Below are 22,124 nucleotides of genomic sequence, written 5' to 3'. Positions count from 1 at the left end.
AATCAGATAGTGGTTGTTTTATAAGGAAGAAAAATGACCACTTATCATATCCACGCCCTCTCTGGCGATGACCTTTCCCGACGTATTGATGCCCTGTGCGAGGTGCTGGAAAACTGTGTTTCCGGCGGCGCATCGGTGAGCTTTATGCACCCGCTCTCGCGGGAAAAATCCCTCCGCTTCTGGTCAAACGTGGCGGCCAGCACCACGCGCGGCGAGCGCATTGTGCTGGTGGCGGAAGATGAGACTGGCGATATTGTTGGTACGGTACAGCTGATCCTCGATCAGCCGGAAAACCAGCCCCATCGCGCTGATGTTTCGAAACTGTTAGTGCACGAAAAAGCCCGACGTCAGGGGCTGGCGCGCCGCTTGATGGATGCCCTTGAGACCGCAGCGCAGGCCAACGCTAAAACGGTGCTGGTGCTGGACACGGCAACCGGCAGCGGTGCGGAGAATTTCTATCTGCAATGCGGTTGGCAGCGCGTTGGGGAGATCCCGCGTTATGCACTTATGCCGCAAGGAAATGTGACGGCTACGACATTTTTTTACAAGTTCTTATAATTGTCGCCAATAAGACGTCCCATTTTGATCAAAACAGGGTTTCATGGTCGAAAAGTCTGGTAAGTTATTACACCAATCTTCCCAGGTTGTATGACTAATCAAAAAAGGAACCCACTGTGAACACATTAAACCGTCGCAACTTTCCCGGCGCTGAATACCCTGAGCGTATTATTCAGTTCGGTGAAGGGAACTTTTTGCGCGCTTTTGTCGACTGGCAAATCGATCTGCTGAACGAGCACACCGACCTGAACGCCGGTGTGGTGGTTGTTCGCCCGATCCAGAGTGATTTCCCGCCTTCCCTGAGCACTCAGGATGGCCTCTATACCACCATCATTCGTGGTCTGAACGAGCAGGGCGAAGCGGTGAGTGATGCCCGCGTGATCCGCTCCGTTAACCGCGAAATCAGCGTCTATGCGCAGTATGACGAGTTTCTGAAACTGGCGCACAACCCGGATATCCGCTTCGTGTTCTCTAACACCACGGAAGCGGGCATCAGCTACCATGTTGGCGACACATTCGCCGATGCGCCTGCGGTGAGCTACCCGGCGAAGCTGACCCGTCTGCTGTTCGAACGTTTCAGCCATTTTTCTGGCGCAGCCGACAAAGGCTGGGTGATCATCCCGTGTGAACTGATTGATTATAACGGCGACGCGCTGCGCGAACTGGTGCTGCGTTATGCGCAAGAGTGGGCGCTGGGTGCGGAATTTATTCAGTGGCTGGATAAAGCCAACGCCTTCTGCTCGACGCTGGTTGACCGTATCGTGACCGGTTATCCGCGTGATGAAGTGGCGAAACTGGAAGCCGAACTGGGTTATCAGGATAGCTTCCTCGACACGGCCGAACACTTTTATCTGTTTGTGATCCAGGGGCCGAAAACGCTGGCGTCTGAACTGCGCCTCGACAAATTCCCGTTGAACGTGCTGATTGTTGACGACATTAAACCCTACAAAGAGCGTAAAGTGGCGATCCTCAACGGCGCGCACACTGCGCTGGTGCCGGTAGCGTATCAGGCAGGGCTGGACACCGTTGGCGAGGCAATGAACGACAACGAAATTTGCGCGTTTGTCGAAAAAGCGATTTACCAGGAGATTATCCCGGTGCTGGATCTGCCGCGCGATGAGCTGGAATCGTTTGCCAGCGCGGTGACCGGGCGTTTCCGTAACCCGTACATCAAACACCAGTTGCTCTCCATTGCGCTGAACGGTATGACCAAGTTCCGCACCCGCATTCTGCCGCAACTGCTGGCGGGGCAGAAAGCCACCGGTAAACTGCCTGCGCGCCTGACGTTTGCGCTGGCGGCGCTGATTGCTTTCTATCGCGGCGAGCGTAACGGGCAGGCTTATCCGGTGCAGGATGACGCGCACTGGATTGAGCGTTATCAGCAACTGTGGAGCCAGCATGGTGACCGCCAGATCAGCACCAGCGAGCTGGTTAAAGCGGTGTTGTCGGTGAGCGACCATTGGGAGCAGGATCTGACGAACGTCGCCGGTCTGGTTGAGCAGGTGTCACTGGATCTGGATGCCATCCTGCTGCAAGGCATGCGTGAAGCCGTGAAACCGCTGTGCTGATCCCGCGCACTGCTTGCAGGTAAACGAGAACCCGGCTTCGGTCGGGTTTTTTTATGCGTTTTGATCGGCTACGTTCGCGTTCCGGGTTGGTTTTGCCGCCATTAGTTACAACATACTTTTATATAGTTGTATAACAGGTTTCAGAAACTTCTGCGCCATACATCCTCGTCTGGCATGTTGATTTGTCACAATTCATTAGCATCCTTGCAACTGTGATTGCGATCACGTTTAATAGTGCAGCTCTCTCTTTGCACACGACTCAACATGATTGTCCGACCTGAACAACACTGGCTTACTCGTCTTTTCGTCTGGCACGGTTCGGTGCTGCCGAAAATCTCATCCCGACTGGTGATGAACTTCCTGCTCTCTATCGCTGTGATCTGGATGCTCCCCTGGTACACCTCGTTGGGGATCAAACTGACGGTCGCGCCGTTCAGCATCCTTGGCGTGGCGATTGCCATCTTCCTCGGTTTTCGCAACAACGCCTGCTTTGCCCGCTATAGCGAAGCACGGTTGTTATGGGGACAACTGATGATCGCCTCGCGTTCGCTGCTGCGGGAGGTGAAAACCACGCTGCCGGATGACGACGGCGTGGCGCATTTTATCCGCTTACAAATCGCCTTTGCGCATTGCCTGCGGATGACGTTGCGTCGCAAGCAGCAGGGTGACGTGCTGACAAATTATCTGAGCGGGCAGGATCTGCAGACGGTGCTGAACGCGCATTCACCGGCTAACCGCATTCTGTTATTAATGGCGGAGTGGCTGGGAGAACGCCGGGCGAAGGGTGCCTTGTCGGACATTCTGTTCCACAGCATTACGCAGCGCTTGCACGATATGTCCGCTGTACTTTCCGGGTGTGAACGCATTTTTACCACGCCGCTGCCGTTTGCCTATTCGCTGATTCTGCACCGCACGGTTTACCTGTTTTGCATCATGCTGCCGTTTGCGCTGGTGGTGGATTTGCACTTTATGACGCCGTTTGTCTCGGTGCTTATCTCCTACACCTTTATTTCGCTGGATACGCTGGCAGAAGAGCTGGAAGACCCGTTTGGTGAAGAGGATAACGACCTGCCGCTGGATGCCATCTGCAATGCCATTGAGATCGATTTGCTGCAAATGAACGATACCGATGTGCTTCCGCACAAAATGACACCAGACAAAAACTATCAACTAACCTAAACTTTTTCTGAGAGAGTAAGAAATCATTAAGATCTTCCCTGTTAAATGGCGATACCACCATACAGAGGGACATGCGATGGAAATGTCAGATAAAACGATCTCGTTAGCGGTGACACTGGTTATCAGCTTATCTCTTCTGGCAACCGCATGGGATTTATCCCTGGTCAGTTGCCTGCCATGATCTTTATTCAACGCTGAGCAGCGCCCGCGTTTCCTGCGCCGGGCGCTGTAATAGCGCAACCGCTTCTTGCGCCGATCGCACATTGGTATACCCCATGATCAAACCGTAGCGCTTGTGGGTCTGGTTATACCAACGCGAGAGCGGGCTGACCTGCAACTGGTGTTGCTGCCAGATTTGCGCCAGCCGGACGTCCAGTGTGCTGGTGCGCAACAACGCAATGATGTGCATTCCGCCGTCGCTCACTTCAATGTCAAACATCCCCGGATAAACCTGCTCCAGCGCAGCCAGCATGGTTTTTCTGCGCTGCGAATAGAGCGTGCGCATTTTTTTCAGGTGGCGGAAAAAATGGCCTTCGCCCATAAACGCGGCGAGGATTTTTTGCGTTAGCACCGGCTGGCCGCTTTCCGTCAGCTCCCCGGTTTCGCGAAACTGCGCCACGCAAGCGCGCGGCATCACCAGGTAACTGATGCGCAGTGCCGGCATCACCGTTTTACTGAACGTACCCATATAAATGACCCGATCCTGCGTATCAAGGCTTTTTAAGGCAGGCAGGACCTTGCGGGTATAGTGGAATTCACCGTCGTAATCATCTTCGATAATCCAGCTTTCATTCTGCTGCGCCCAGTCCAGTAATTGCTGTTTACGCGGCAGTGAAAGGGTGACCGCAAGCGGGCTTTGATGTGACGGTGTCACAAAAACAAAGCGCGCATCGCGGTGATGCTGCTGTACGTAATCGACATTCAGCCCGTGGTTATCCACCGGCGCAAAGTGCAGATTGCTGGCGATACGCTTAAGGGTTTGCTGACCGAAATAGTAGCCGGGATCTTCAAACAGCACTTTGTCGCCGGGTCTGCCCAGTGCGCTGAGGATCAACCGCAGGTTATGGTTATAGCCGCTGGTGATAAATATCTGCTCTGCTGAACAGGAAAGTCCACGCGAAATATTGACGTAATGGGCAATCGCTTCACGCAGCGGCGCATAGCCCATTAACGGCGGATTGGTCATTTCCACCGGCTGCATTGATCGCACCGCCTTGCCGCTCAGTAGCAGCCACTTCTTGTAGGGAAAGGCATCCAGCGACGGAATGCCGAGGCGCAAGAATCCCGCTTGATCGCGCAGCGTCTCCGCCATACTGAGGAGGGCATCCCCGTTTTGCGCTGTCGGCACGGTTTTTTTCTCACCGCCGAGCGACAAGTCCGGGTTAACCCGTGTACCGCGTGCGCCCTGGCTGACCAGATAGCCTTCACCGACCAGTATTGCCCACGCCGTCTCCACCGTTTTACGCGCCACCCCTAATTCGCTTGCCAGTACGCGCACCGATGGGACTTTATCGCCAGGTTTCAGCAATCCGCTGGTGATGCTGTGGCGATACTGTTCGTAAATGGTTTTGTAGCCGGGTTTCATGTCCTACCTTGATTCTCGCTTTTTGCATCTTTTTAGTATGCCATAAGGCAGTAGTATAGCGGCTGTTGAATCAATAAATGAGGCAAATGATTATGAGCACCCGCGTGAATCTCTTCCAGACCGCACCTTCGCTGATCAAAACCCTGGGCGATGCCAGTCAGGCGTCGCACAACAGCAGCCTTGATACCGCCATTAAAGATCTTGTTGATGTTCGCGCATCGCAACTGAACGGCTGTACCTTCTGTCTCGATATGCATGTCAAACAGGCGAAAGTGCACGGCGAGCGTGAACTGCGTCTTTATCATGTTGCGGTCTGGCGCGAGTCGCCGCTGTTTACTGCAAAAGAGCGGGCGGCGCTGGCATTAACTGAAGCGTTAACACGCCTCGGGGAACAGGGCGTCAGTGATGCGCTGTACCGGGAAGTGCGTGAGCATTTCAGTGAGGCGGAGGTGTCGGAACTGGCATTCGCTATCGCTATCATTAATAGCTGGAACCGGTTAATGGTGCTGCAACAGACCTTACCCGGTGCGCTGGACAAAGCCTACGGCCTGGATCGCGCGCATCTCGAGTAATTAAACCGCTTCGCGGATAAAGGCGATAAACGCTTGCAACCCCGTCGGGATATGGCGATGTCCCGGATAATACAGGCACAGCCCTTTAAAGGGCTGTGTCCACGCATCCAGCACGCTGACCAGCCGCCCGCTGCGCAGATCGTCTTCAATATAGAACCCTGGCAAGAAACCCACGCCTAACCCGGCGCGCACCGCCGCGATCGAGGTAAACAGGTCGGTTGTCGCCAGCCGGGCGGGAACGGCAATCGCGTAATGCTGACCGTGGCGCGATAACTCCCAACGGTAAATTCCGCCGTGCGACATCCGCATGCAAATCCCCTGATGCTGATACAACTCCTCCGGTGTTTGCGGTGTACCGTGTGCGGCAAACCATTCCGGCGTCGCCACAACCCGCATACAGATATCCGGCGTCAGGGGAACGGCAATCATATCCTGCGGGATCGACTCGGCCAGACGGATGCCTGCATCATACCCTTCAGCGACGATGTCGATCATCCTGGCTTCGCTGGCAATTTCGAGGCGCATCAAGGGATAACGGGCAAGAAAACGCACCAGCAGATCATCGAGGAAAAGCTGTCCTACCGCCTGCGGCACATTAATGCGCAGCGTGCCGGACGGCGCGTCGTCGACGCTGTGGATCTCTTCCGTGGCATGACGAATCTCCTGCAACGCCGGGCCGACTCGCGCCACAAAACGCTGCCCGGCCTCGGTCAGCGCGACACTGCGGGTGGTACGGTGAAACAGCCGCACATCCAGGCGGCTTTCCAGCCCGGCAATGGCATTACTGACGGCGGTTGCCGACATACCCAGCTCTCTGGCGGCGGCGCGAAAACTGCCCTGGCGCATGACCGCCATCACCACTTCCAGCTCAATCAACCCTGAACGATGCATAGATTATCCCGAAAATCGAAACAACCTTTGCAGCATAGCGTGGATTATCGGCGCGATAAAGCTGTGCCACACTGGCTCCACGTTACAGGAGGAGGTTTCCATGCAATCTGTCGAACATATTTCCATAAACGGCGAATGGGTGACGCCGCAAGGCACAGAACGTTTTGACCTGTTTAATCCGGCGACTGGCGACGTCACCGGTCAGGTGCGTCTGGCAAACGAAGTCGATGCGCTGAACGCCATCGCCGCCGCGAAAGCCGCGTTTCCGGCCTGGTCACAGACCCGCGTCGGAGAGCGCGTCGCGGCGCTGACGCGAATGCGCGAGGCATTAGCGGCGTGCGAGGAGGAATTATTGCAGGCCATTGTGCAGGAGTATGGCGCGCCTGCCGCCCGTGCGGTCTGGATGGCGCGCTATCCTGTGGCGGTTATCGATCAGGTGATAAGCGATCTGCAGCAGTTTGCGTTTACCTCACAGGTTGGCCACGCGCGCGTGGAGATGACGCCGCTGGGTGTGGCGGGTCTTATCACCCCCTGGAACAGTAATGCGGGATTTATCTGCGGCAAGCTCGCCGCCGCGTTGGCGGCGGGGTGCACGGCGGTGATCAAACCCAGCGAGATGAGCGCATGGCAAACCCAGGTGGTGACCCGCGCATTGCACCAGGCGCAACTGCCGCCCGGCGTGTTTAATATTGTCACCGGGCGCGGTGAGGTGGTGGGCGAGGTATTGAGTCGCCATCCGGATATCGCAAAAATTTCGTTCACCGGCTCAACCGTGACGGGGAAAGCGATCCTGCGTAATGCTGCTGACACCTTTAAACGGGTTACCCTGGAGCTGGGCGGTAAATCGCCAACCCTGATCCTGGATGATGCCGATCCCGCCACCGCCGTGCCTTTAGCGATACAGGCGGGGTTTATCAACAGCGGCCAGGCCTGTATTGCCGGTACGCGTATCCTGGTGCCGAATTCACGTAAGGCCGAGTACGAAGCGGCACTGGCGCAGGCGGTCGCGGCGGTTAAATCAGGCGACCCGCATGATCCGTCTCACGATATCGGCCCGATGGTCAGTGAAAAACAGTGGCAGCGCGTGCAGTCGTACATCCGTCTTGGGCAGCAGGAAGGGGCGCGACTACTGGCAGGCGGCGAAGGGCGGCCGGAAAATAGCGGGCAGGGGTGGTTTGTCCGCCCGACGCTGTTCACGGATGTGGATAACGCGATGCGCATTGCCCGTGAAGAGATTTTTGGCCCGGTGTTATCGGTGATCGGTTATCAGGATGATGCGCACGCGGTGGCGATCGCCAATGACACGGATTACGGATTGAGTGCGCTGGTACTGGGTCGCGACGTTGAACGTGCGCGGCGGGTAGCGGCGCAAATTGTCTCCGGGCGTGTACAGGTGAACACGCTGGCGCATGAGGCTGGTGCGCCGTTCGGTGGTTTTAAACACTCCGGCATCGGGCGGGAAATGGGGCGTTGGGGATTAGCGGCGTTTATGGAGCCGAAAACTATCGTTATGTAACGGAAGAACAGGCCCGATGGCAATCCTGCACCATCGGGCCTGTGGGGCATTAACGCGCCAACTGGAAGAAGCGTACGGAATCGCGCAGGATTTCGCTCTGCTCGGTCATGGACTGGGCAGCAACCGCCGCTTGCTCCACCAGCGTGGCGTTCTGTTGAGTCACCTGGTCCATCTGATCGATAGCCACGCTAATTTCCTTGATCCCCTGATGCTGTTCCGTCGAGGCGGCGGAAATTTCCGCCACGATATCGGTCACCTTGTTCACCGATGTCACTATATCTTCCATCGCGCGGCTGGCGGTATCGGCAAAGCGTGAACCATCCGTGATTTTCTCCACCGTCCCTTCAATCAGCTGTTTGATCTCTTTTGCCGCATCGGCGCTTTTCTGCGCCAGGTTGCGCACTTCACCGGCGACCACCGCAAAGCCTTTACCCTGTTCGCCCGCGCGTGCGGCTTCAACCGCGGCGTTAAGCGCCAGGATATTGGTCTGGAAGGCAATCCCTTCAATTACCGAGATAATATCGACGATTTTCTGTGAACTATCGGAAATTTCATGCATACGTTTCAGCATGTCATGAACCTCTTTGCCGCCTTTAACCGCCGTTTGCGAGGTCGCACGCGCCAGATCGCTGGCTTTACGGGCGTTCTCGGCGTTGCTCTTCACGTTCTCCGTAATTTGCTGCATGTTCGACGACGTTTGTACCAGCGACGCCGCCTGTTCTTCAGTACGCTGCGACAGATCGTTGTTGCCTTCGGCAATTTCACTGGCGGCATGGGAGATGGATTCGCTGCCGTTAATAATGCCGTTAATGATCTCCGCCAGTTTGCTGTTCATAAACTTAATGGTCGCCAGCAAACTTTGGCTGTCGTTATCGCGCAGCGTGACATCCGCGCTCAGATTACCGGCGGCAATCGCTTTCATGATCGAAACGGCATAGGCCGGTTCGCCGCCGAGCTGACGCGCCAGATTGCGAGAGATAAACAGGGCAATCACACCTGTGGCAATCAGCGCCAGCAGCAGTAAACCGCTCAGTATGTATAAGGCCTGGTTATAACCTGCTTGCGAATCTTCGCCAGCTTTATCACCCAGCGCCAGTTCCATATCCACCAGCGTCGCCAGATCCTTCATTAACTGGGTACGGTATTTTGAGGAGACGGCGCCGCTGATTTTGGAGGCTTCATCCGTGTTGCCGCTGCTTACTGCCGCGATCACTTTGGCGTTCACGTCGACAAAGTTTTTAAAGTTATCGACGACCGTCGCAAACAGCGCGCGCATCTCTTGCGGCGCATCGGCGGAGGTTTTGGCGTACTGTTGCTGCGCGTTCAGGAATATGGCCTGGTTTTGCAGCAATTCTCCCCGATGCTGCTCAAGAGATTCCGGTGTGGTAGAGGTGATGTACTGAACTTGCTGCAAGCGCATTTCGGATAAGACGCCACGCATTTCAAGGGTATAGCGAACACCAGGCATGCGGTTTTCGCGGAATTTATCAATATGGTGATTACTGGTGTTGAGCTGATAAATTGACACAACGCCCAGCAGCAACATCATCACAATCAGGATGGAGAAGCCGATGAGCAGTTTGGTCAGAACAGTTGCCTGCGCTATTTTTTTCATAATCCTACGCTATGTAAAGAAAGGTATTATTAATAACGGCAATATTTCTGAAAATATTGATCTTTTTATCTGATCTTAATCACATTACGCTATGATTTTTGTGCAACGGCACCAGGCGAAAAATAAATTTTGATTAGGGGTAGGGTGGGGTGTTAAAAATGTGAAGAAAATGTACAAAATGCAATTGAAATAATGTTTCAGTGTTTTTCAATACTGAAAATAATGATTACAAAGACGCGTTTAACGGAAATAAGAATTAACGCGATGTGCTAATCGGCAGTTCATCCGCCCATTTTGTCGCCTGGTTCATCAGCTCGCTGACCAGTGCATTCGGCAGACCTAATTGCGCCGCAACTTCGTTGGCTTCTTTCCAGATCCGCTGTTCATAGAGACGCGCCAGACGCAGATAAAGATACAGCTCACCACTGTTGCTTTGCAGGGCCTTCGCCACTTCCGGAGAGACGGTGATTTGCTCAAGCAGCTCGTCAAGCGGCAGACCAAGGATCACATCGAGCAAGGAGAATAAACCGACCATAAATGCATCATTAATGGCGTTATTTTCCGAGGTGCGGGCCGCCAGCAGTTCGCAGAATTTTGCGCGGATAAGACTGAGATAATAGATCTCGGTGTTGCTCACCTCTTCAAACGAGGTCAGGCAAGCGACCAACACAAAACGGCGCATTTCGCTAATCCCGAGGTAGACCACCACGTCGCGTAATGATTGATTGCGAAACCCGCTGATGCCGCGTGTGTTATAAAGAATATTCTGCGCGTAACGCATAATCTTGAAGGAGAGTGAGACGTCGCGTTTTAACAGATCTTCAATTTTATTTAAATTAGGCGATTCTACGTTCACTTCCTGCATCAATTTCAGTGCGAATGCCCGGTTTTGCACCAGTTTATTTCGCTTAGTGACCACTGGTTTGCTGAAAAAATAACCCTGAAACAAATTGAAGCCCATTTTTTTATAACTTTCAAATTCGTCATAGGTCTCCACTTTTTCCGCCAGCAAAACGGTATGGCGTAATAAATCACGGTTTGAACGAATAAACTGGCTTATTTCGTCGCGCGAACAATTCCTTATATCAAATTTAATCACGTTGACATACGGCATAAATGAATCCCATTCGCTACCGGGAACAAAATCATCCAGTGCGATGCGAAATCCGCCGTTATGTAAACGTTTTACCGTTTCCAGTAGCTTGCCATCCGGGTTAGCATTTTCAAGGATTTCAATGACTACGCGATCTTTTGGCAACGTTTCCGCCAGACCTTCAACCAGCAGTTGATAAGGGAAATTAACATATACCGTGCTGTTGTCACTTTTGCGTCCGACAGGGGCGCTGAGAAATTGTTCCTCAATTAATTGCGTGGTGGCTTGTTCCGCAGAGATATCCGGGAAACGGTTGTCCATACTGTCCCTGAAGAGAAGCTCGTAACCGACGGTGTTTAATTGTTTATCAAATATCGCCTGTCTGGCCACAAAAGAATACATTCGCTACCTCACACACCTGTGTACATTTGTATAAGTTTTCCAAATATATAGGCTACAGTAACACCCTGACTACCGGAACCGTGTGATTGCGGCAAAATATTTTACTTTTATTCTTAAATAATAGGACAGCGGCGCGGGGATGCACAGATATTCAGACCCGATGAACGTGGCGCCGCCGGGCCTGTTTACGTTAAGGATTCAGGCAGGTTCAAAACAGTGCGCGCGTTCGCAGCAGGCATCACAACTGGGGGAGCGGCAGACCCGTTCGCCGTCGGTTTGCAGACAGCGCTGGCGATAGAAGAATTTTTTCCAGCGCATATTCTGGGTATTCATCTCAACAAGGCGCGGAAAGCAGTCGCTCATCAACTCCCGCAACTCTTCGCGCGAGCTCAGCCCCAGATCCTGCCAGAGATGATTAAATGCCAGCGACACGCTGGCAATGATCAGATGCATTGGCGCCGCATCAGGCGCCATATAGTACGCCAGCCACTGCGCCAGTTGCTGGCACTCCTCCGTGCGGGTGGCGTTCAGTTCGCTCATCACTGTTTGCCGCAGCAGGCAATCTGCAGGGATCTGCCCCGCAGGAGGCGAAAAATCTGCCTGCAATGTCGCCCATTGCGCGGCATCAAGCCCCATCGTTAACGGATAGCAACCCTCGCCATGGGCATAAAGCCATAACAAACGCTGTAGCCAGTTGCGTGTCAACATCAGGCCACCCCCTGGTCAGGCTGTTCTGCCGCGCACTGCTGACGCCAGCGTTGCCACCAACGCAGTAGCGCGGTATTGACCGGTTGCCAGGCATCGTCCACACAGGGCTGAATGCCGCGCGCTTCCAGCTTTTGCCACGGCGCGTAACCGATGCGCGCGCAAAACACCGCTTTCACATCCGCCAGTAGCTCAAAGAGCGCATCACCCTCCTGCGGGTCACATTCGTCGCTCCCGCGGCAATATTTCGGCGTAAATCGCTCATTGACCAGCACTGCGCCCGCCGCCGACAAGCTGTAGATGCGAAAGCGATCCGCATGACCAAAATGCGCGTCGATCACCTCTCCGTGGGTCGAGGCCACGGCGACCAGGCAGGCATCTTTCTCGTCAGCCTCGCCTTTGGTCAGAATGCTGGCATGCAGTTGCGTGCGGCGGTAGAGCGTTGGCAGCCAGGGTTGCGGCGACTCATCGACGGGTATCAGCGCAAACTGCTGGCTGCGATCTTCCCCCAGCATACCGATAGCATCGGCGCGGCACTGCTGGCAGTGGGTCATTTGCGGCATCACCTCGCCGCACTGTTCCCGGACGCGGGCTGTCATCGCGGCATCCGGCTCCGGCTGGCCATTCAGACCAAATACCGTGCCGTGTTCGGGGCGGGCAATCAGCGGCATAATATTATGAATAAATGCACCGCTGGCACGCAGTTCGCGGCTGACGTCCGCCAGCGTCTGGTCGTTAATACCGGGGATTAACACGGAGTTGATTTTTACCAGCACGCCTTTTTCCGTCAGACGGCGTACCCCGGCTAATTGCCGGGCGATCAGTAATTCACCGGCTTCGCGCCCGCTATAACGCTCGCCGTCCAGCCACAGCCATGCATAGATCTGCGCGGCAATCTCCGGGTCGAGAGTATTAATGGTCACTGTAACGTGATCGACGCCCACATCGACCAGGCGATCCACCGCATCCGGCAGCATTAACCCGTTGGTAGACAGGCATAATTTCATATCCGGCAAGTGCTCGCGGATCAGTTGCAGGGTGGTAAAAGTGCGGCTCATATTTGCCAGTGGATCGCCGGGACCTGCAATCCCCACCACCGATAACTGTGGAATAGCCGCTGCGACGTGGCGCACTTTGGCGACCGCCTGTTCCGGCGTCAGCAGCGAGGAAGAGACCCCCGGTCGGGACTCATTGCTGCAATCAAATTTACGGTTGCAGTAATGACATTGCAGATTACAGGCGGGGGCGACGGGCAGGTGCATGCGTGCAAAACGGTGGTGACCGCTGCGCGAGTAGCAGGGATGCAACGCCACTTTGCTGGCCACAACATCAGATAAGGGTTCAGGCTGAACGGCCCGGCAGCGTGAACCGCCAGCGGCGGATGAGCAGGAAGTCATGGGGATACCTTCGTTACGGAGTCATCACCTCCTGCTGCAAATCCTGTACCGCGTGCCGGAATTTTAACGTATTGAAAAAAAATAGATTTAATTTTCCCGTGTCGGCGTTGTGTTGTGAATGTTGTGGCATTTGGCTGACATTGTGCCGAATGCCACAAATCCGACATTCACATTCTGGGCAGGGTGATATCCATGGTCTGAATGCGGTACGCCACCTGGCGTGGAGTCATCCCCAGTAAACGCGCCGCTTTCGCCTGCACCCAGCCGGCTTTTTCCAGCGCGGCAATCAACCGCTGACGTTCATCCAGCGAGTGATCGAGCCAGCTATCCTCCCGTGACGTACTGAGCAGGGGCTGCTTCGGCGTATTTTCCCGGTGATTAAACAGAATCACGTCGCGATCGATCAGACCGCTCTCCGACATCACCGCCGAGCGTTCAATGCAGTTTTCCAGTTCGCGCACGTTGCCGGGCCAGTTGTAGCTCATCAACAGGCGGATAGCGCCATCGCTGATGCGCAGCGTACGGCTCTGGTTCTGCGCGATTTTACGCACCAGAAAGTGCGCCAGGTCGGCAATGTCCTCCTGCCGCTCGCGCAGCGGGGGCAGGGAGATAGGCATCACATTGAGACGGTAGTAGAGATCCTCACGAAAATTTCCCAGCCGCACCTCTTCCTCCAGATTGCGATTGGTCGCCGCAATAATACGAACATTCACCTGTAGCGTTTCGTCACCGCCGACGCGCTCCATTTCGCCTTCCTGCAAAATCCGCAGCAGCTTGGCCTGAAACGAGGCGCTGCTTTCACCAATCTCATCAAGAAACAGTGTGCCGCCGTCCGCCAGTTCGAAGCGGCCTTTGCGCTGGCGCACCGCACCGGTGAATGCGCCTTTCTCATGACCAAACAACTCGCTTTCCAGCAGCGTATCGGGCAGTGCGGCGCAGTTAAATTTCACAAACGGCGCACCGGCGCGCGGTGAGTTGTGATGGATAGCATTGGCGATCAGCTCCTTGCCGGTACCGCTTTCTCCCCGTACCAGCACGGTGGTGTCCCAGCGGGAAACCTGGCGAATAATCTCCATGGTCTGGCGCATCGCCGGGCTATTGCCGACCATATTTTCAAAACCAAACGGGCGCGTCGTCGCACAGCTGCGCGGGCGTTCATTGTTCATCACTGTTGCACGTGGCGAGGGGGCGGCGGGGCGCATCATCAGCCGTACCGTTTGCGCCACCAGGTTGGCGACCGTTTCCAGAAAACGCGTACAGGCGGGCAATCGCTCCTCGAAACGCGCCATCGGCTGCGCGGCCAGCACGCCCATCGGTTGTGACTGGAGCCCCATCAATGGCACGGCGATAAACGGCAGGTTGTAGTCATACAATCCCAGGCGATCGAGAAAACGCTGATCGTCGGCGACGCGCGGCAGAACCAGCGATTGCCCCTGCGACAGCACCGTGCCGACCAGTCCTTCTCCGGGCCGATAGCGGATCAGCGAACTGCCGGGAATCAACTCCTGATCGGCTTCCTGCAAGGCTTCAATACTGAGGATGGATTGCTGATTGTCGTACAGACAGATCATCCCGTGTTGCATAAACGCATCGTTGTGCAGCACGCATAGTACTTCCTGTAATGTCTGACCAATCTCTGTCGCCCGGCTTAACACCACGCTGATACGTTGCATCGCGGTAAACTGCTGGGACAGGTCGAAGCGCCAGACGGGATTACCCGACTCGGTTCGCTGGGTCATTGTGAGCCTCCGGTCAGTGAATGAAATAACGGGAAACGCAGGGTCAGGCAGGTGCCCCCTTCGGGGCGTGAGGTCAGTTCTATCGCACCGCGGTGGTGAGCAACCAGCGTCTGGATCAGGCGCAGCTCCATCCCTTTTCCCGGGGCATTTAACGCGTCGGGAGAGTGGGTGTAACGCACCTGGATCAGCGGCACATTGTCGTTGATATAGACGGAGAGCCAGCCATTCTCTTCGCGGGCGAAAATTTGTGTTTGCGCGGTGAAATCGCGCAGGCCGGCAGCAATATCCAGCGTCCTGTCAAGCCACAGGCTCAGGCAGGCAAGCAGTTGTGTGCGCTGACCAAAACCGACCAGTTGCGGAGAGTCGAGTTCGATGTACAGGTTTTTACCCTCATCAAAACGGGTGTGATAGAGGGCGCGCAGATCGTCAAAAAAGGGCTGCAACGGCCAGACGGCGGCGCTTTCCAGCTCCAGCGACGGGCGGCAACGTTGCAGACGCGCCATCGCTTCTTCGCCTTCGCGCCAGGCGGCATCCAGCGCTACATTATTGTGATCATCGCCGTTCAGACGCCGCGCGGCCGCCAGCATATTGATGGGGCAATTAAGCTGAATCAGCGCCGCATCCAGCGACTCGCGAATCGCCGCCAGCAGTTTGCCGGTGGTCATCTGTTGTTTCAGGCGATCGAGACGCCCCTGTTCCCGTTGCTGCTGTTGTTGGGTGTCGTCGGTGATCACCACCAGCGTGCGGGGGAGCGCGCTATCAATAAAGTAACGTCCGGCTTCTTCGCTGACGCCGGGGAGCGCCCAACAGGTGACTGACAACCAGCGCACCACGCCACGGATCACGACGGGTAACACCTGGCCGTTGGCCAGTTCCGCTTTGCGGGCGGAGAAATTCAGTTCACTGAGCAACTCTTTACCACCGCAGTCGGCGCAAAACGTTTTGTAGACCAGGTTGTCCATCACTACCCGGTCGTACTCATCCACCACCACGACCGCCGCCGGAATATTGTTAAGCACCGCTTCCGTTAGCGTCATATGGTTACGCAGCCGCTGCTCCAGCGCATAGCTGGCGCTGATATCCCTCTGCATTGCCAGATAGTGCTCCAGCACACCGAACTGATTGATAACCGGCGTAATGTCGATCTCCACCAGATAGAGACTACCGTCCTGGCGGCGGTTAATCAGTTGCCCGCGCCAGGCCCGGCGTTGCAGCAGCGTCTGCCACATCTGCTGGTAAATTTCCCGTGGTGTTTGCTTACTCGACAACAGACGCGGATTTTGCTGTAACAACTGTTCAAGGTCATAACCGGTCTGGCGGCAAAACGCCGGGTTAGCGTAGACGATCCGCGCATGAGGATCGGTCAGCGAGATCGCCACAGGCGCTTGTTCGACCATGGTAAAAAACAGGCCAGGATGCCGTTGAGTCAGCGCCCCGGCTATCTCTTCCGGCGCGGTCGCATCCATCATCATATTCAGGGTCATCACGCACTCCTGGGGTCAGCGTTGGTTATGTCGCAGTTATGACAATTTGTGCCACCTGTCGACTTTCACCCGCACGCGTCGGGCGTAAATTAACCATGCAAAGAGTGCACCTTCTGCGGACTTAACCGGCGTTAACATTGATCCAGATCGGTATTCGACGGCATTTATCGCGTTGATGCCCTGCGGACGGGCGCTGGCGGGGAAACGTGCTGGCGAAAAAAGCATCACGATGGTGCGTGCACACCCGGTTTGGTGCAGGGGTTGCTCATCAATAAACCTGGCACAGCCTTCGCAATATCCTGCCTGATCCCCGCCTTTTCATGGCGGATTAATCCTTTTTCCTGACAGGAGCATACAATGGCTACTATTGGTATTTTTTTCGGCACAGATACCGGCAAAACCCGCAAAATCGCCAAACTGATCCAGCAAAAACTGGGGGAGGCGGCTGCTGCGCCGGTCAATATCAACCGCACCGATCTGGCGACCTTTCTCTCTTATCCGGTGCTGCTACTCGGCACACCGACGCTGGGCGACGGGCAACTGCCGGGGCTGGAAGCGGGGTGTGAAAGCGAATCCTGGGGCGAATTTATGGCGCAGCTTGCCGGAACCAGCCTGAGCGGTAAAACCGTGGCGTTATTCGGGCTGGGCGATCAGGTCGGTTACCCGGATAATTTTGTCAGTGGTATGCGCCCGCTGTATGACACGCTGAAAAAATGCGGTGCGCAGGTGGTTGGCCTGTGGCCCAACGACGGTTACACATTTAACGCTTCCTCGGCGCTGGAAGCGGATAAGTTCGTGGGTCTGGTTATCGATCAGGACAATCAGTATGACCTGACCGACGAACGGGTCGATGCCTGGCTGGAAAGCCTCAAACCGTCGATTCTGTAACCGCACACCGCCGGGTATCGGGCCTGATGCGCAAAAACGCGTCAGGCCGATGCCTCGTTAATCAGTGTCGCCAGCCAGCGGCGCTGCCACTGTTGCTGATTGAGTGCGTACAGGTGTTCCCGCGCTTTTGCCAGCGCCTCGTTTTCCGCCATCGGCGCGGGCTCCCTGATGTGCTCACACCACACTAAATGCCAGCCAAGCTCGGTTTCAATGGGCGCGCTAACGTCATTCTCGTTCAGCGCAAACAGCGCCTGTTCCAGCTGCGGGTAGAGCAATCCCCGGCTGATCCAGCCCAGCCGACCGCCTTCCAGCGCGCTGGGGCAGTGCGAGTAGCGCAGCGCCAGGTGGCTGAATGCGGTGCGGGCGCGAACGATTTCCTGATGAAAACGCGCCACCTGGCGTCGCACCGTTTCGCCATCGTTATCGACCGTCACCAGCAGATGCGAGGTTAAGCGCTGCTCCGGGCGCATAAATTGCGCCTGATGTTGCTGATACCAGGCCAGCACCTGAATGTCATCGGGCTGGGGGGCTGACGCGGCAATGCGGGTGAGCTGCATCTCCATCAGCGCATGGTGGTGGATCACCGCCTGGCGGTCCGCAGCGGAAAATTGCCCCTCATCAAGCTGAGGCGCCAGGGAGGCGGCGACGGCGCTGCGCACCGCGTCCGGAATGTTTTCTCCGCCAGCGGCCTCCACCACCGCGCTTTCCAGCCGTTGCTGGCGCAGCCAGGCTGCCTCGAAAGCGGCTTTCTGTGCAGCGGGAAGGGCGTCCGGCTCACAGTGCCAGCGCGACAACGCCAGACGCCGCCTGGCAAAACGCGCCCATGCAGGCTCTTTCATTGTTCCTCCGCCAGTATCATGGCGCTGGCAGGCACCTGAAAACTACGCGCCATAAAGGTGACAATGTAACTTTCTCCGTTATCGCCCTGATCGGTTGCCGCGATTTGCCCCTGCGCGCCAGCGGCAATCACCACGTCGCCATTGATGGCTAACGCGCAGCGGCACACGATGTGGTCGCCATACTGAAACTGACCGGCGTGCCACGGCGCGGAGGCCGGGAGCAGCTCCTCTTCCCGGCAGCCGACAATCAGATCGCTGTCGAGAAAATGGATCTGGTAGATAATCTGATCCAGCAAAAATGTTCCCCATTCGCGCACAAACCCGGTACTGCCGCGACGCACCAGCAAGTCGCCGCGCCGGTAACCGAACAGGGTGCCGTCGTTGCGGATCGCGCGTGTTACGCGAACCTCTTCGCCAAAGGCATATTTTTGTGTCATTGCCTATGCTCCGCAGTGCAGTGCTGATAACTCTCCGCCAGCAGACGCCGGGCGAGAAGCCAGGGGGCGCGGGGATCCTCTTCGAGTAAATTCCGCAGCGGCACGTGGTCGCGCAGGCGCTGGTGAAAATCACGCAGTACCCGCAGGCAGCAACTGCGCAACGCCGGTGATGCGTAGGGCACGCAGAAAAATTCAAAAAAGGATTCGGCGCTGTCGAGTTCATCCACGCCGGGGATGCGATAAAACCACTCCATGCTCAACTCCCTGCGGCCTGTTGTGCTGCGCTGCCGCACAGCTCATCGTAAATGGCGACCAGTTCATAATCTTTGGGCGTGCGTTTCCAGCTCTCGGCAAAGCGACGGATCGCCGGAAGCAACTGCTCGATTTGCAGGGCGTCGAGGCGGTAGCCCATGCGGGCGAACACGCCGTCCACGGCCTGGCGTCCGGAGTGTTTGCCGAGCACCAGCCGGTATTCACGGCCCATCAGTGCCGGGTCAATCGCCTGGTAACTGTCACGATCGCGCAGCAGCGCGGCGACATGCACGCCGGACTCGTGGGTAAACACCTGTGCGCCCACCAACGGTTGCTGGGCGTCTATCGGGCGCAGGGCGGCATCGGCGACTTGCTGGCACAGGGCGGGTAAGCGGGCGAAGTGCACCCCACAGTCGATGCCCAGGCAGCGGTGCAGCCCGAGGGCGACGGTCTCCAGCGCCGCATTGCCAGCCCGTTCGCCCAGCCCCAACACGGTGGTATTGACGCTGGTCGCCCCGGCGCGTACCGCCGCCAGGGTATTGGCGGTCGCCAGTCCCAGATCGTTGTGCGCGTGCATTTCAATCTCGCCCGCCCAGTGTTGCCGCAACGTACCGATCCGGGTGGCGGTGGTAAACGGGTCGAGCACGCCGAGGGTATCGGCAAAACGCAGCCGCTGCGCGCCTGCCTGCTGTGCAGTTTCCGCGATGGTCTGTAGGGTGAGATCGCTGGCGCGGGAAGCATCTTCACAGCCGATGCAGACTTGCAAACCCAGCGCTTGTGCCTGCGCAATCAGCGTGGTCAGCCGTTCCAGCAAACGCGGTAGCGGCTCACGCAGTTTGTACTGCCGCAGTTTGTCGGAAGCGGGCAGGGAGATATCCACCCAATCCATGCCCAGCTCGGCGCTTTGCTGAATTTCGTCGCGGTTCATCCGGCACCAGGCCATCAGCGTGGCGGCGGGTAGGTGGCGGCGTACCAGTTGCATGCGCGTGCGCTCCTCGTCGCCCATGGCGGGTGTGCCGACTTCCAGTGCGGTGACGCCGGCTTCATACAGCGCCTGCGCCAGCGCCACTTTCTCGCTGGCGCGAAAGGCCACGCCGGGGCTCTGTTCGCCGTCCCGCAGCGTCGTATCGTTAATCACTACGCTTGCCATGACGCCGCCTTAACCGTAAACCGGTGTGAAAATGGCTTCAGCCGGACGCGGTTTGCCGTCCTGCCAGTAGGGAGACAGCGCGCGCAGGCGGGCGATGATGGGCGGCAGCGCATCAATGACGTACTCTATCTCTTTCTCTCGGGTATACCGGGAGAGCGAAAAGCGAATACTGCCATGCGCGGCGGTATAGGGAATATGCATGGCGCGCATCACATGCGACGGCTCCAGCGACCCCGAGGTGCAGGCGCTGCCGCTGGATGCCGCTATCCCGGCCTGGTTGAGCAGCAACAGGATCGCTTCGCCTTCGATAAACTCAAACGCCAGATTGACGGTGCCGGGAACGCGCGGTGCATTGCCGCCCATCACCCTCACCGAGGGCACCTGGCTGACCAGTTCGCGTTCAAGACGATCGCGCAACGCAGCAATGGTGTTCATCCCCGGCAGGTGCACCTGCGCCAGTTCACATGCCGCGCCCATGCCCACAATGCCAGCGATATTTTCAGTGCCCGCCCGGCGGCCCCGCTCCTGATGCCCGCCGCGCAGCAGCGGACGAAAGCGCGAACCGCGGCGTAAATAGAGGCAACCGACGCCTTTCGGACCATGCAGTTTATGCGCCGAGCAGGAGAGCATATCAATGGACGTCCGACCGATATCCAGCGGCATTTTCCCCACCACCTGTACCGCGTCGCAGTGAAACAACGCGCCGACGTCGTGCGCCATTGCCGCCATTTCCACAACCGGAAACAGGACGCCGGTTTCATTGTTGGCCCACATAACGCTGACCACCGCAACGCGCGGGCTCAGCGCCTGGCGATACTGCTGCATATCCAGCACGCCATCGGTATTCACCGCAATGCGGTGGATAAGGTAGCCCTGGCGCTCCAGATGTTCACACACCGCCAGGGTCGCCGGGTGCTCCACCGCGGTTGTGATGATCTCCCGCCGTTCCGGCATCAGTTCGACTGCGGCATGCAGGGCGGTAGAGGTGGCTTCGGTGGCGCAGGAGGTAAAAATAATCTCACTGGCGTGTTCCGCACCGAGCAGGTCGGCTACCTGTTGGCGCGCCCGCTCAAGGGCGACGCGCGACGGTGCGCCAAAATCGTGAATGGATGACGGGTTGCCGTAATGTTCAGTCAGGAACGGCATCATCGCTTCCAGCACCATCGGATCGATGCGGGTGGTGGCGTTATTGTCCAGATAAACCTGTTTCATGGTGATTTCCCCTCGGTTGACCGGCGGCGCTTCAGGCCGCCACGACGTCCATATAACAGCCGGTACGCTCCATCAGCTTTTGTTGCAGCCACGCCAGCGTCATATCGGTCATCATGCAGCCGCTGCAACTGCCGGAAAGGCTGACCGTCACAGTGTGTGCGGCGACATTCACCAGCGTCATATCGCCGCCATCGGCCTGAATATGCGGGCGCAGTTCGGTGATGGCATCCACCACTTCCTGCCAGTGCGGATCTTTCTGTTCTGCGGCAGGGGCGGCAATCTGCGGGTGCTGCGCCAGAATGTCCGCCAGCGCCAGTTCGATTTTTTCATGGCACGCGGTACAGCCGCCGCCCGCTTTGGTGTAGTTGATCACCTCTTCAAGCGTGGTCAATCCGTTGCTTAACACCGCGCGGCGGATCTGGCCTTCGTCGACGCCAAAACATTTGCAGATCAACGCGCCTTCTTCATGGTCGTCTTCCAGCGTTTCGCCGCGATAGTGGGCAATCGCCGCCCGCAGCGCCTCCTGACCCATCACGGAGCAGTGCATTTTTTGCGGCGGCAGGCCGTCGAGATAGTCGGCGATCTGCTGGTTGGTCACCTGTTCAGCCTGCGCCAGCGTCCGGCCAATGATCAGTTCAGTTAACGCCGACGAAGAGGCAATGGCGCTGCCGCAACCAAAGGTCTGAAACCCGGCCTCCAGGATGGTTTCACTTTGCGGATCCACTCGTAACATCAGCCGCAACGCATCGCCGCAGCTTAACGATCCCACGTCGCCAACGGCGTTGGCGTTATCCACCACCCTGGCGTTACGGGGATTAAAAAAATGATCTTTCACTTTCTCGGAGTAATTCCACATGCTCTCAGCTCCCAGGATGTATGACGGAAAGCGCCGGGGCGCATTTCACCGCGTCAATCAACGGCGGGTCAGACGTATCAAGCAAAAGCAGTACCAGAAGGTAAAGTGGCGTATTTTCAGAGGGTTAAGTTTTGTTCCTGACATAAAACTGCGCGCTGTGTCGCAGTTTTATGTTGGTTTTGTCAC

20 protein-coding genes are annotated in these 22,124 nt (G+C 56.7%); 6 read left to right on the top strand and 14 right to left on the bottom strand.

Annotated elements, in window-relative coordinates; translation table 11 throughout:
- The first annotated feature begins 33 nt into the window (after positions 1-33).
- From N7922_RS13150 to N7922_RS13140, 3 genes are all read left to right on the top strand, one after another.
- Complete coding sequence (locus N7922_RS13150) at positions 34-558, top strand: GNAT family N-acetyltransferase (protein WP_263096693.1); 525 nt, start codon at positions 34-36, stop codon at positions 556-558.
- Between the two features lie 116 nt (positions 559-674).
- Positions 675-2,126 carry a tagaturonate reductase gene (locus N7922_RS13145; RefSeq protein ID WP_263096692.1) on the top strand — a complete coding sequence of 484 codons (1,452 nt, stop codon included), beginning with the start codon at positions 675-677 and terminating at the stop codon, positions 2,124-2,126.
- Between the two features lie 264 nt (positions 2,127-2,390).
- On the top strand, positions 2,391-3,305 hold the full coding sequence (locus N7922_RS13140) for a bestrophin family protein (RefSeq protein ID WP_263096690.1): 915 nt from the start codon (positions 2,391-2,393) through the stop codon (positions 3,303-3,305).
- A gap of 184 nt (positions 3,306-3,489) precedes the next feature.
- On the opposite strand, the gene N7922_RS13135 is transcribed toward N7922_RS13140, so the two are convergent.
- Positions 3,490-4,890: a PLP-dependent aminotransferase family protein gene (locus tag N7922_RS13135; protein ID WP_263096689.1), complete on the bottom strand. Its 1,401-nt coding sequence runs from the start codon at positions 4,888-4,890 to the stop codon at positions 3,490-3,492.
- 92 nt (positions 4,891-4,982) lie between these two features.
- On the opposite strand from N7922_RS13135, the gene N7922_RS13130 reads away from it, so the two are divergent.
- A complete protein-coding gene (locus N7922_RS13130) occupies positions 4,983-5,462 on the top strand; it encodes a carboxymuconolactone decarboxylase family protein (RefSeq protein ID WP_263096688.1) in 480 nt (159 codons plus the stop codon).
- Here the strand turns inward: N7922_RS13130 and N7922_RS13125 are convergent, their stop codons facing one another.
- Positions 5,463-6,353: a LysR family transcriptional regulator gene (locus tag N7922_RS13125; protein ID WP_263096687.1), complete on the bottom strand. Its 891-nt coding sequence runs from the start codon at positions 6,351-6,353 to the stop codon at positions 5,463-5,465. It abuts the gene before it with no gap.
- A 100-nt stretch (positions 6,354-6,453) separates the two neighbouring features.
- On the opposite strand from N7922_RS13125, the gene N7922_RS13120 reads away from it, so the two are divergent.
- Positions 6,454-7,869: an aldehyde dehydrogenase family protein gene (locus N7922_RS13120; protein WP_263096686.1), complete on the top strand. Its 1,416-nt coding sequence runs from the start codon at positions 6,454-6,456 to the stop codon at positions 7,867-7,869.
- A gap of 49 nt (positions 7,870-7,918) precedes the next feature.
- On the opposite strand, the gene N7922_RS13115 is transcribed toward N7922_RS13120, so the two are convergent.
- The 6 genes from N7922_RS13115 to nifL all read right to left on the bottom strand — a co-directional run bounded on the left by N7922_RS13115 (position 7,919) and on the right by nifL (position 16,304).
- Entirely contained in the window at positions 7,919-9,484 is a 1,566-nt protein-coding gene (locus N7922_RS13115) for a methyl-accepting chemotaxis protein (RefSeq protein WP_263096685.1), read from the bottom strand.
- Positions 9,485-9,740: 256 nt separating this feature from the next.
- On the bottom strand, positions 9,741-10,898 hold the full coding sequence (locus N7922_RS13110) for an EAL and HDOD domain-containing protein (RefSeq protein WP_263096684.1): 1,158 nt from the start codon (positions 10,896-10,898) through the stop codon (positions 9,741-9,743).
- Between the two features lie 279 nt (positions 10,899-11,177).
- Complete coding sequence (locus N7922_RS13105) at positions 11,178-11,687, bottom strand: nitrogen fixation protein NifQ (RefSeq protein ID WP_263096683.1); 510 nt, start codon at positions 11,685-11,687, stop codon at positions 11,178-11,180.
- On the bottom strand, positions 11,687-13,081 hold the full coding sequence (nifB, locus tag N7922_RS13100) for a nitrogenase cofactor biosynthesis protein NifB (protein WP_263096682.1): 1,395 nt from the start codon (positions 13,079-13,081) through the stop codon (positions 11,687-11,689). Before nifB ends, N7922_RS13105 begins: the two co-directional genes overlap by 1 nt.
- A 167-nt stretch (positions 13,082-13,248) precedes the next feature.
- Positions 13,249-14,820, bottom strand: a complete 1,572-nt coding sequence (nifA, locus tag N7922_RS13095) for a nif-specific transcriptional activator NifA (RefSeq protein WP_263096681.1) — start codon at positions 14,818-14,820, stop codon at positions 13,249-13,251.
- Positions 14,817-16,304: a nitrogen fixation negative regulator NifL gene (gene nifL / locus N7922_RS13090; protein WP_263096679.1), complete on the bottom strand. Its 1,488-nt coding sequence runs from the start codon at positions 16,302-16,304 to the stop codon at positions 14,817-14,819. Before nifL ends, nifA begins: the two co-directional genes overlap by 4 nt.
- A gap of 357 nt (positions 16,305-16,661) precedes the next feature.
- On the opposite strand from nifL, the gene N7922_RS13085 reads away from it, so the two are divergent.
- On the top strand, positions 16,662-17,192 hold the full coding sequence (locus N7922_RS13085) for a flavodoxin (RefSeq protein ID WP_263096678.1): 531 nt from the start codon (positions 16,662-16,664) through the stop codon (positions 17,190-17,192).
- 41 nt (positions 17,193-17,233) lie between these two features.
- Here the strand turns inward: N7922_RS13085 and nifM are convergent, their stop codons facing one another.
- The 6 genes from nifM to nifU are packed head-to-tail and all read right to left on the bottom strand — an operon-like array spanning position 17,234 to position 21,938.
- Positions 17,234-18,031 carry a nitrogen fixation protein NifM gene (gene nifM, locus N7922_RS13080; RefSeq protein WP_263096677.1) on the bottom strand — a complete coding sequence of 266 codons (798 nt, stop codon included), beginning with the start codon at positions 18,029-18,031 and terminating at the stop codon, positions 17,234-17,236.
- Positions 18,028-18,468: a nitrogen fixation protein NifZ gene (locus N7922_RS13075; RefSeq protein ID WP_263096675.1), complete on the bottom strand. Its 441-nt coding sequence runs from the start codon at positions 18,466-18,468 to the stop codon at positions 18,028-18,030. Before N7922_RS13075 ends, nifM begins: the two co-directional genes overlap by 4 nt.
- Positions 18,465-18,722, bottom strand: coding sequence for a nitrogenase-stabilizing/protective protein NifW (locus tag N7922_RS13070; RefSeq protein ID WP_263096674.1), 258 nt, complete (start codon positions 18,720-18,722; stop codon positions 18,465-18,467). Before N7922_RS13070 ends, N7922_RS13075 begins: the two co-directional genes overlap by 4 nt.
- Positions 18,723-18,724: 2 nt before the next feature.
- Positions 18,725-19,870 (bottom strand): homocitrate synthase, encoded by a 1,146-nt coding sequence (gene nifV, locus N7922_RS13065; protein WP_263096672.1) that lies wholly within the window; start codon positions 19,868-19,870, stop codon positions 18,725-18,727.
- A 9-nt stretch (positions 19,871-19,879) separates the two neighbouring features.
- Complete coding sequence (nifS, locus tag N7922_RS13060; protein WP_263096671.1) at positions 19,880-21,082, bottom strand: cysteine desulfurase NifS; 1,203 nt, start codon at positions 21,080-21,082, stop codon at positions 19,880-19,882.
- A gap of 31 nt (positions 21,083-21,113) precedes the next feature.
- On the bottom strand, positions 21,114-21,938 hold the full coding sequence (gene nifU / locus N7922_RS13055) for a Fe-S cluster assembly protein NifU (protein ID WP_263096670.1): 825 nt from the start codon (positions 21,936-21,938) through the stop codon (positions 21,114-21,116).
- Positions 21,939-22,124: the final 186 nt, after the last annotated feature.

Source organism: Kosakonia sp. ML.JS2a (assembly GCF_025642095.1).
GTDB lineage: Bacteria > Pseudomonadota > Gammaproteobacteria > Enterobacterales > Enterobacteriaceae.
This window is presented reverse-complemented; position numbering and strand designations above follow the sequence as displayed.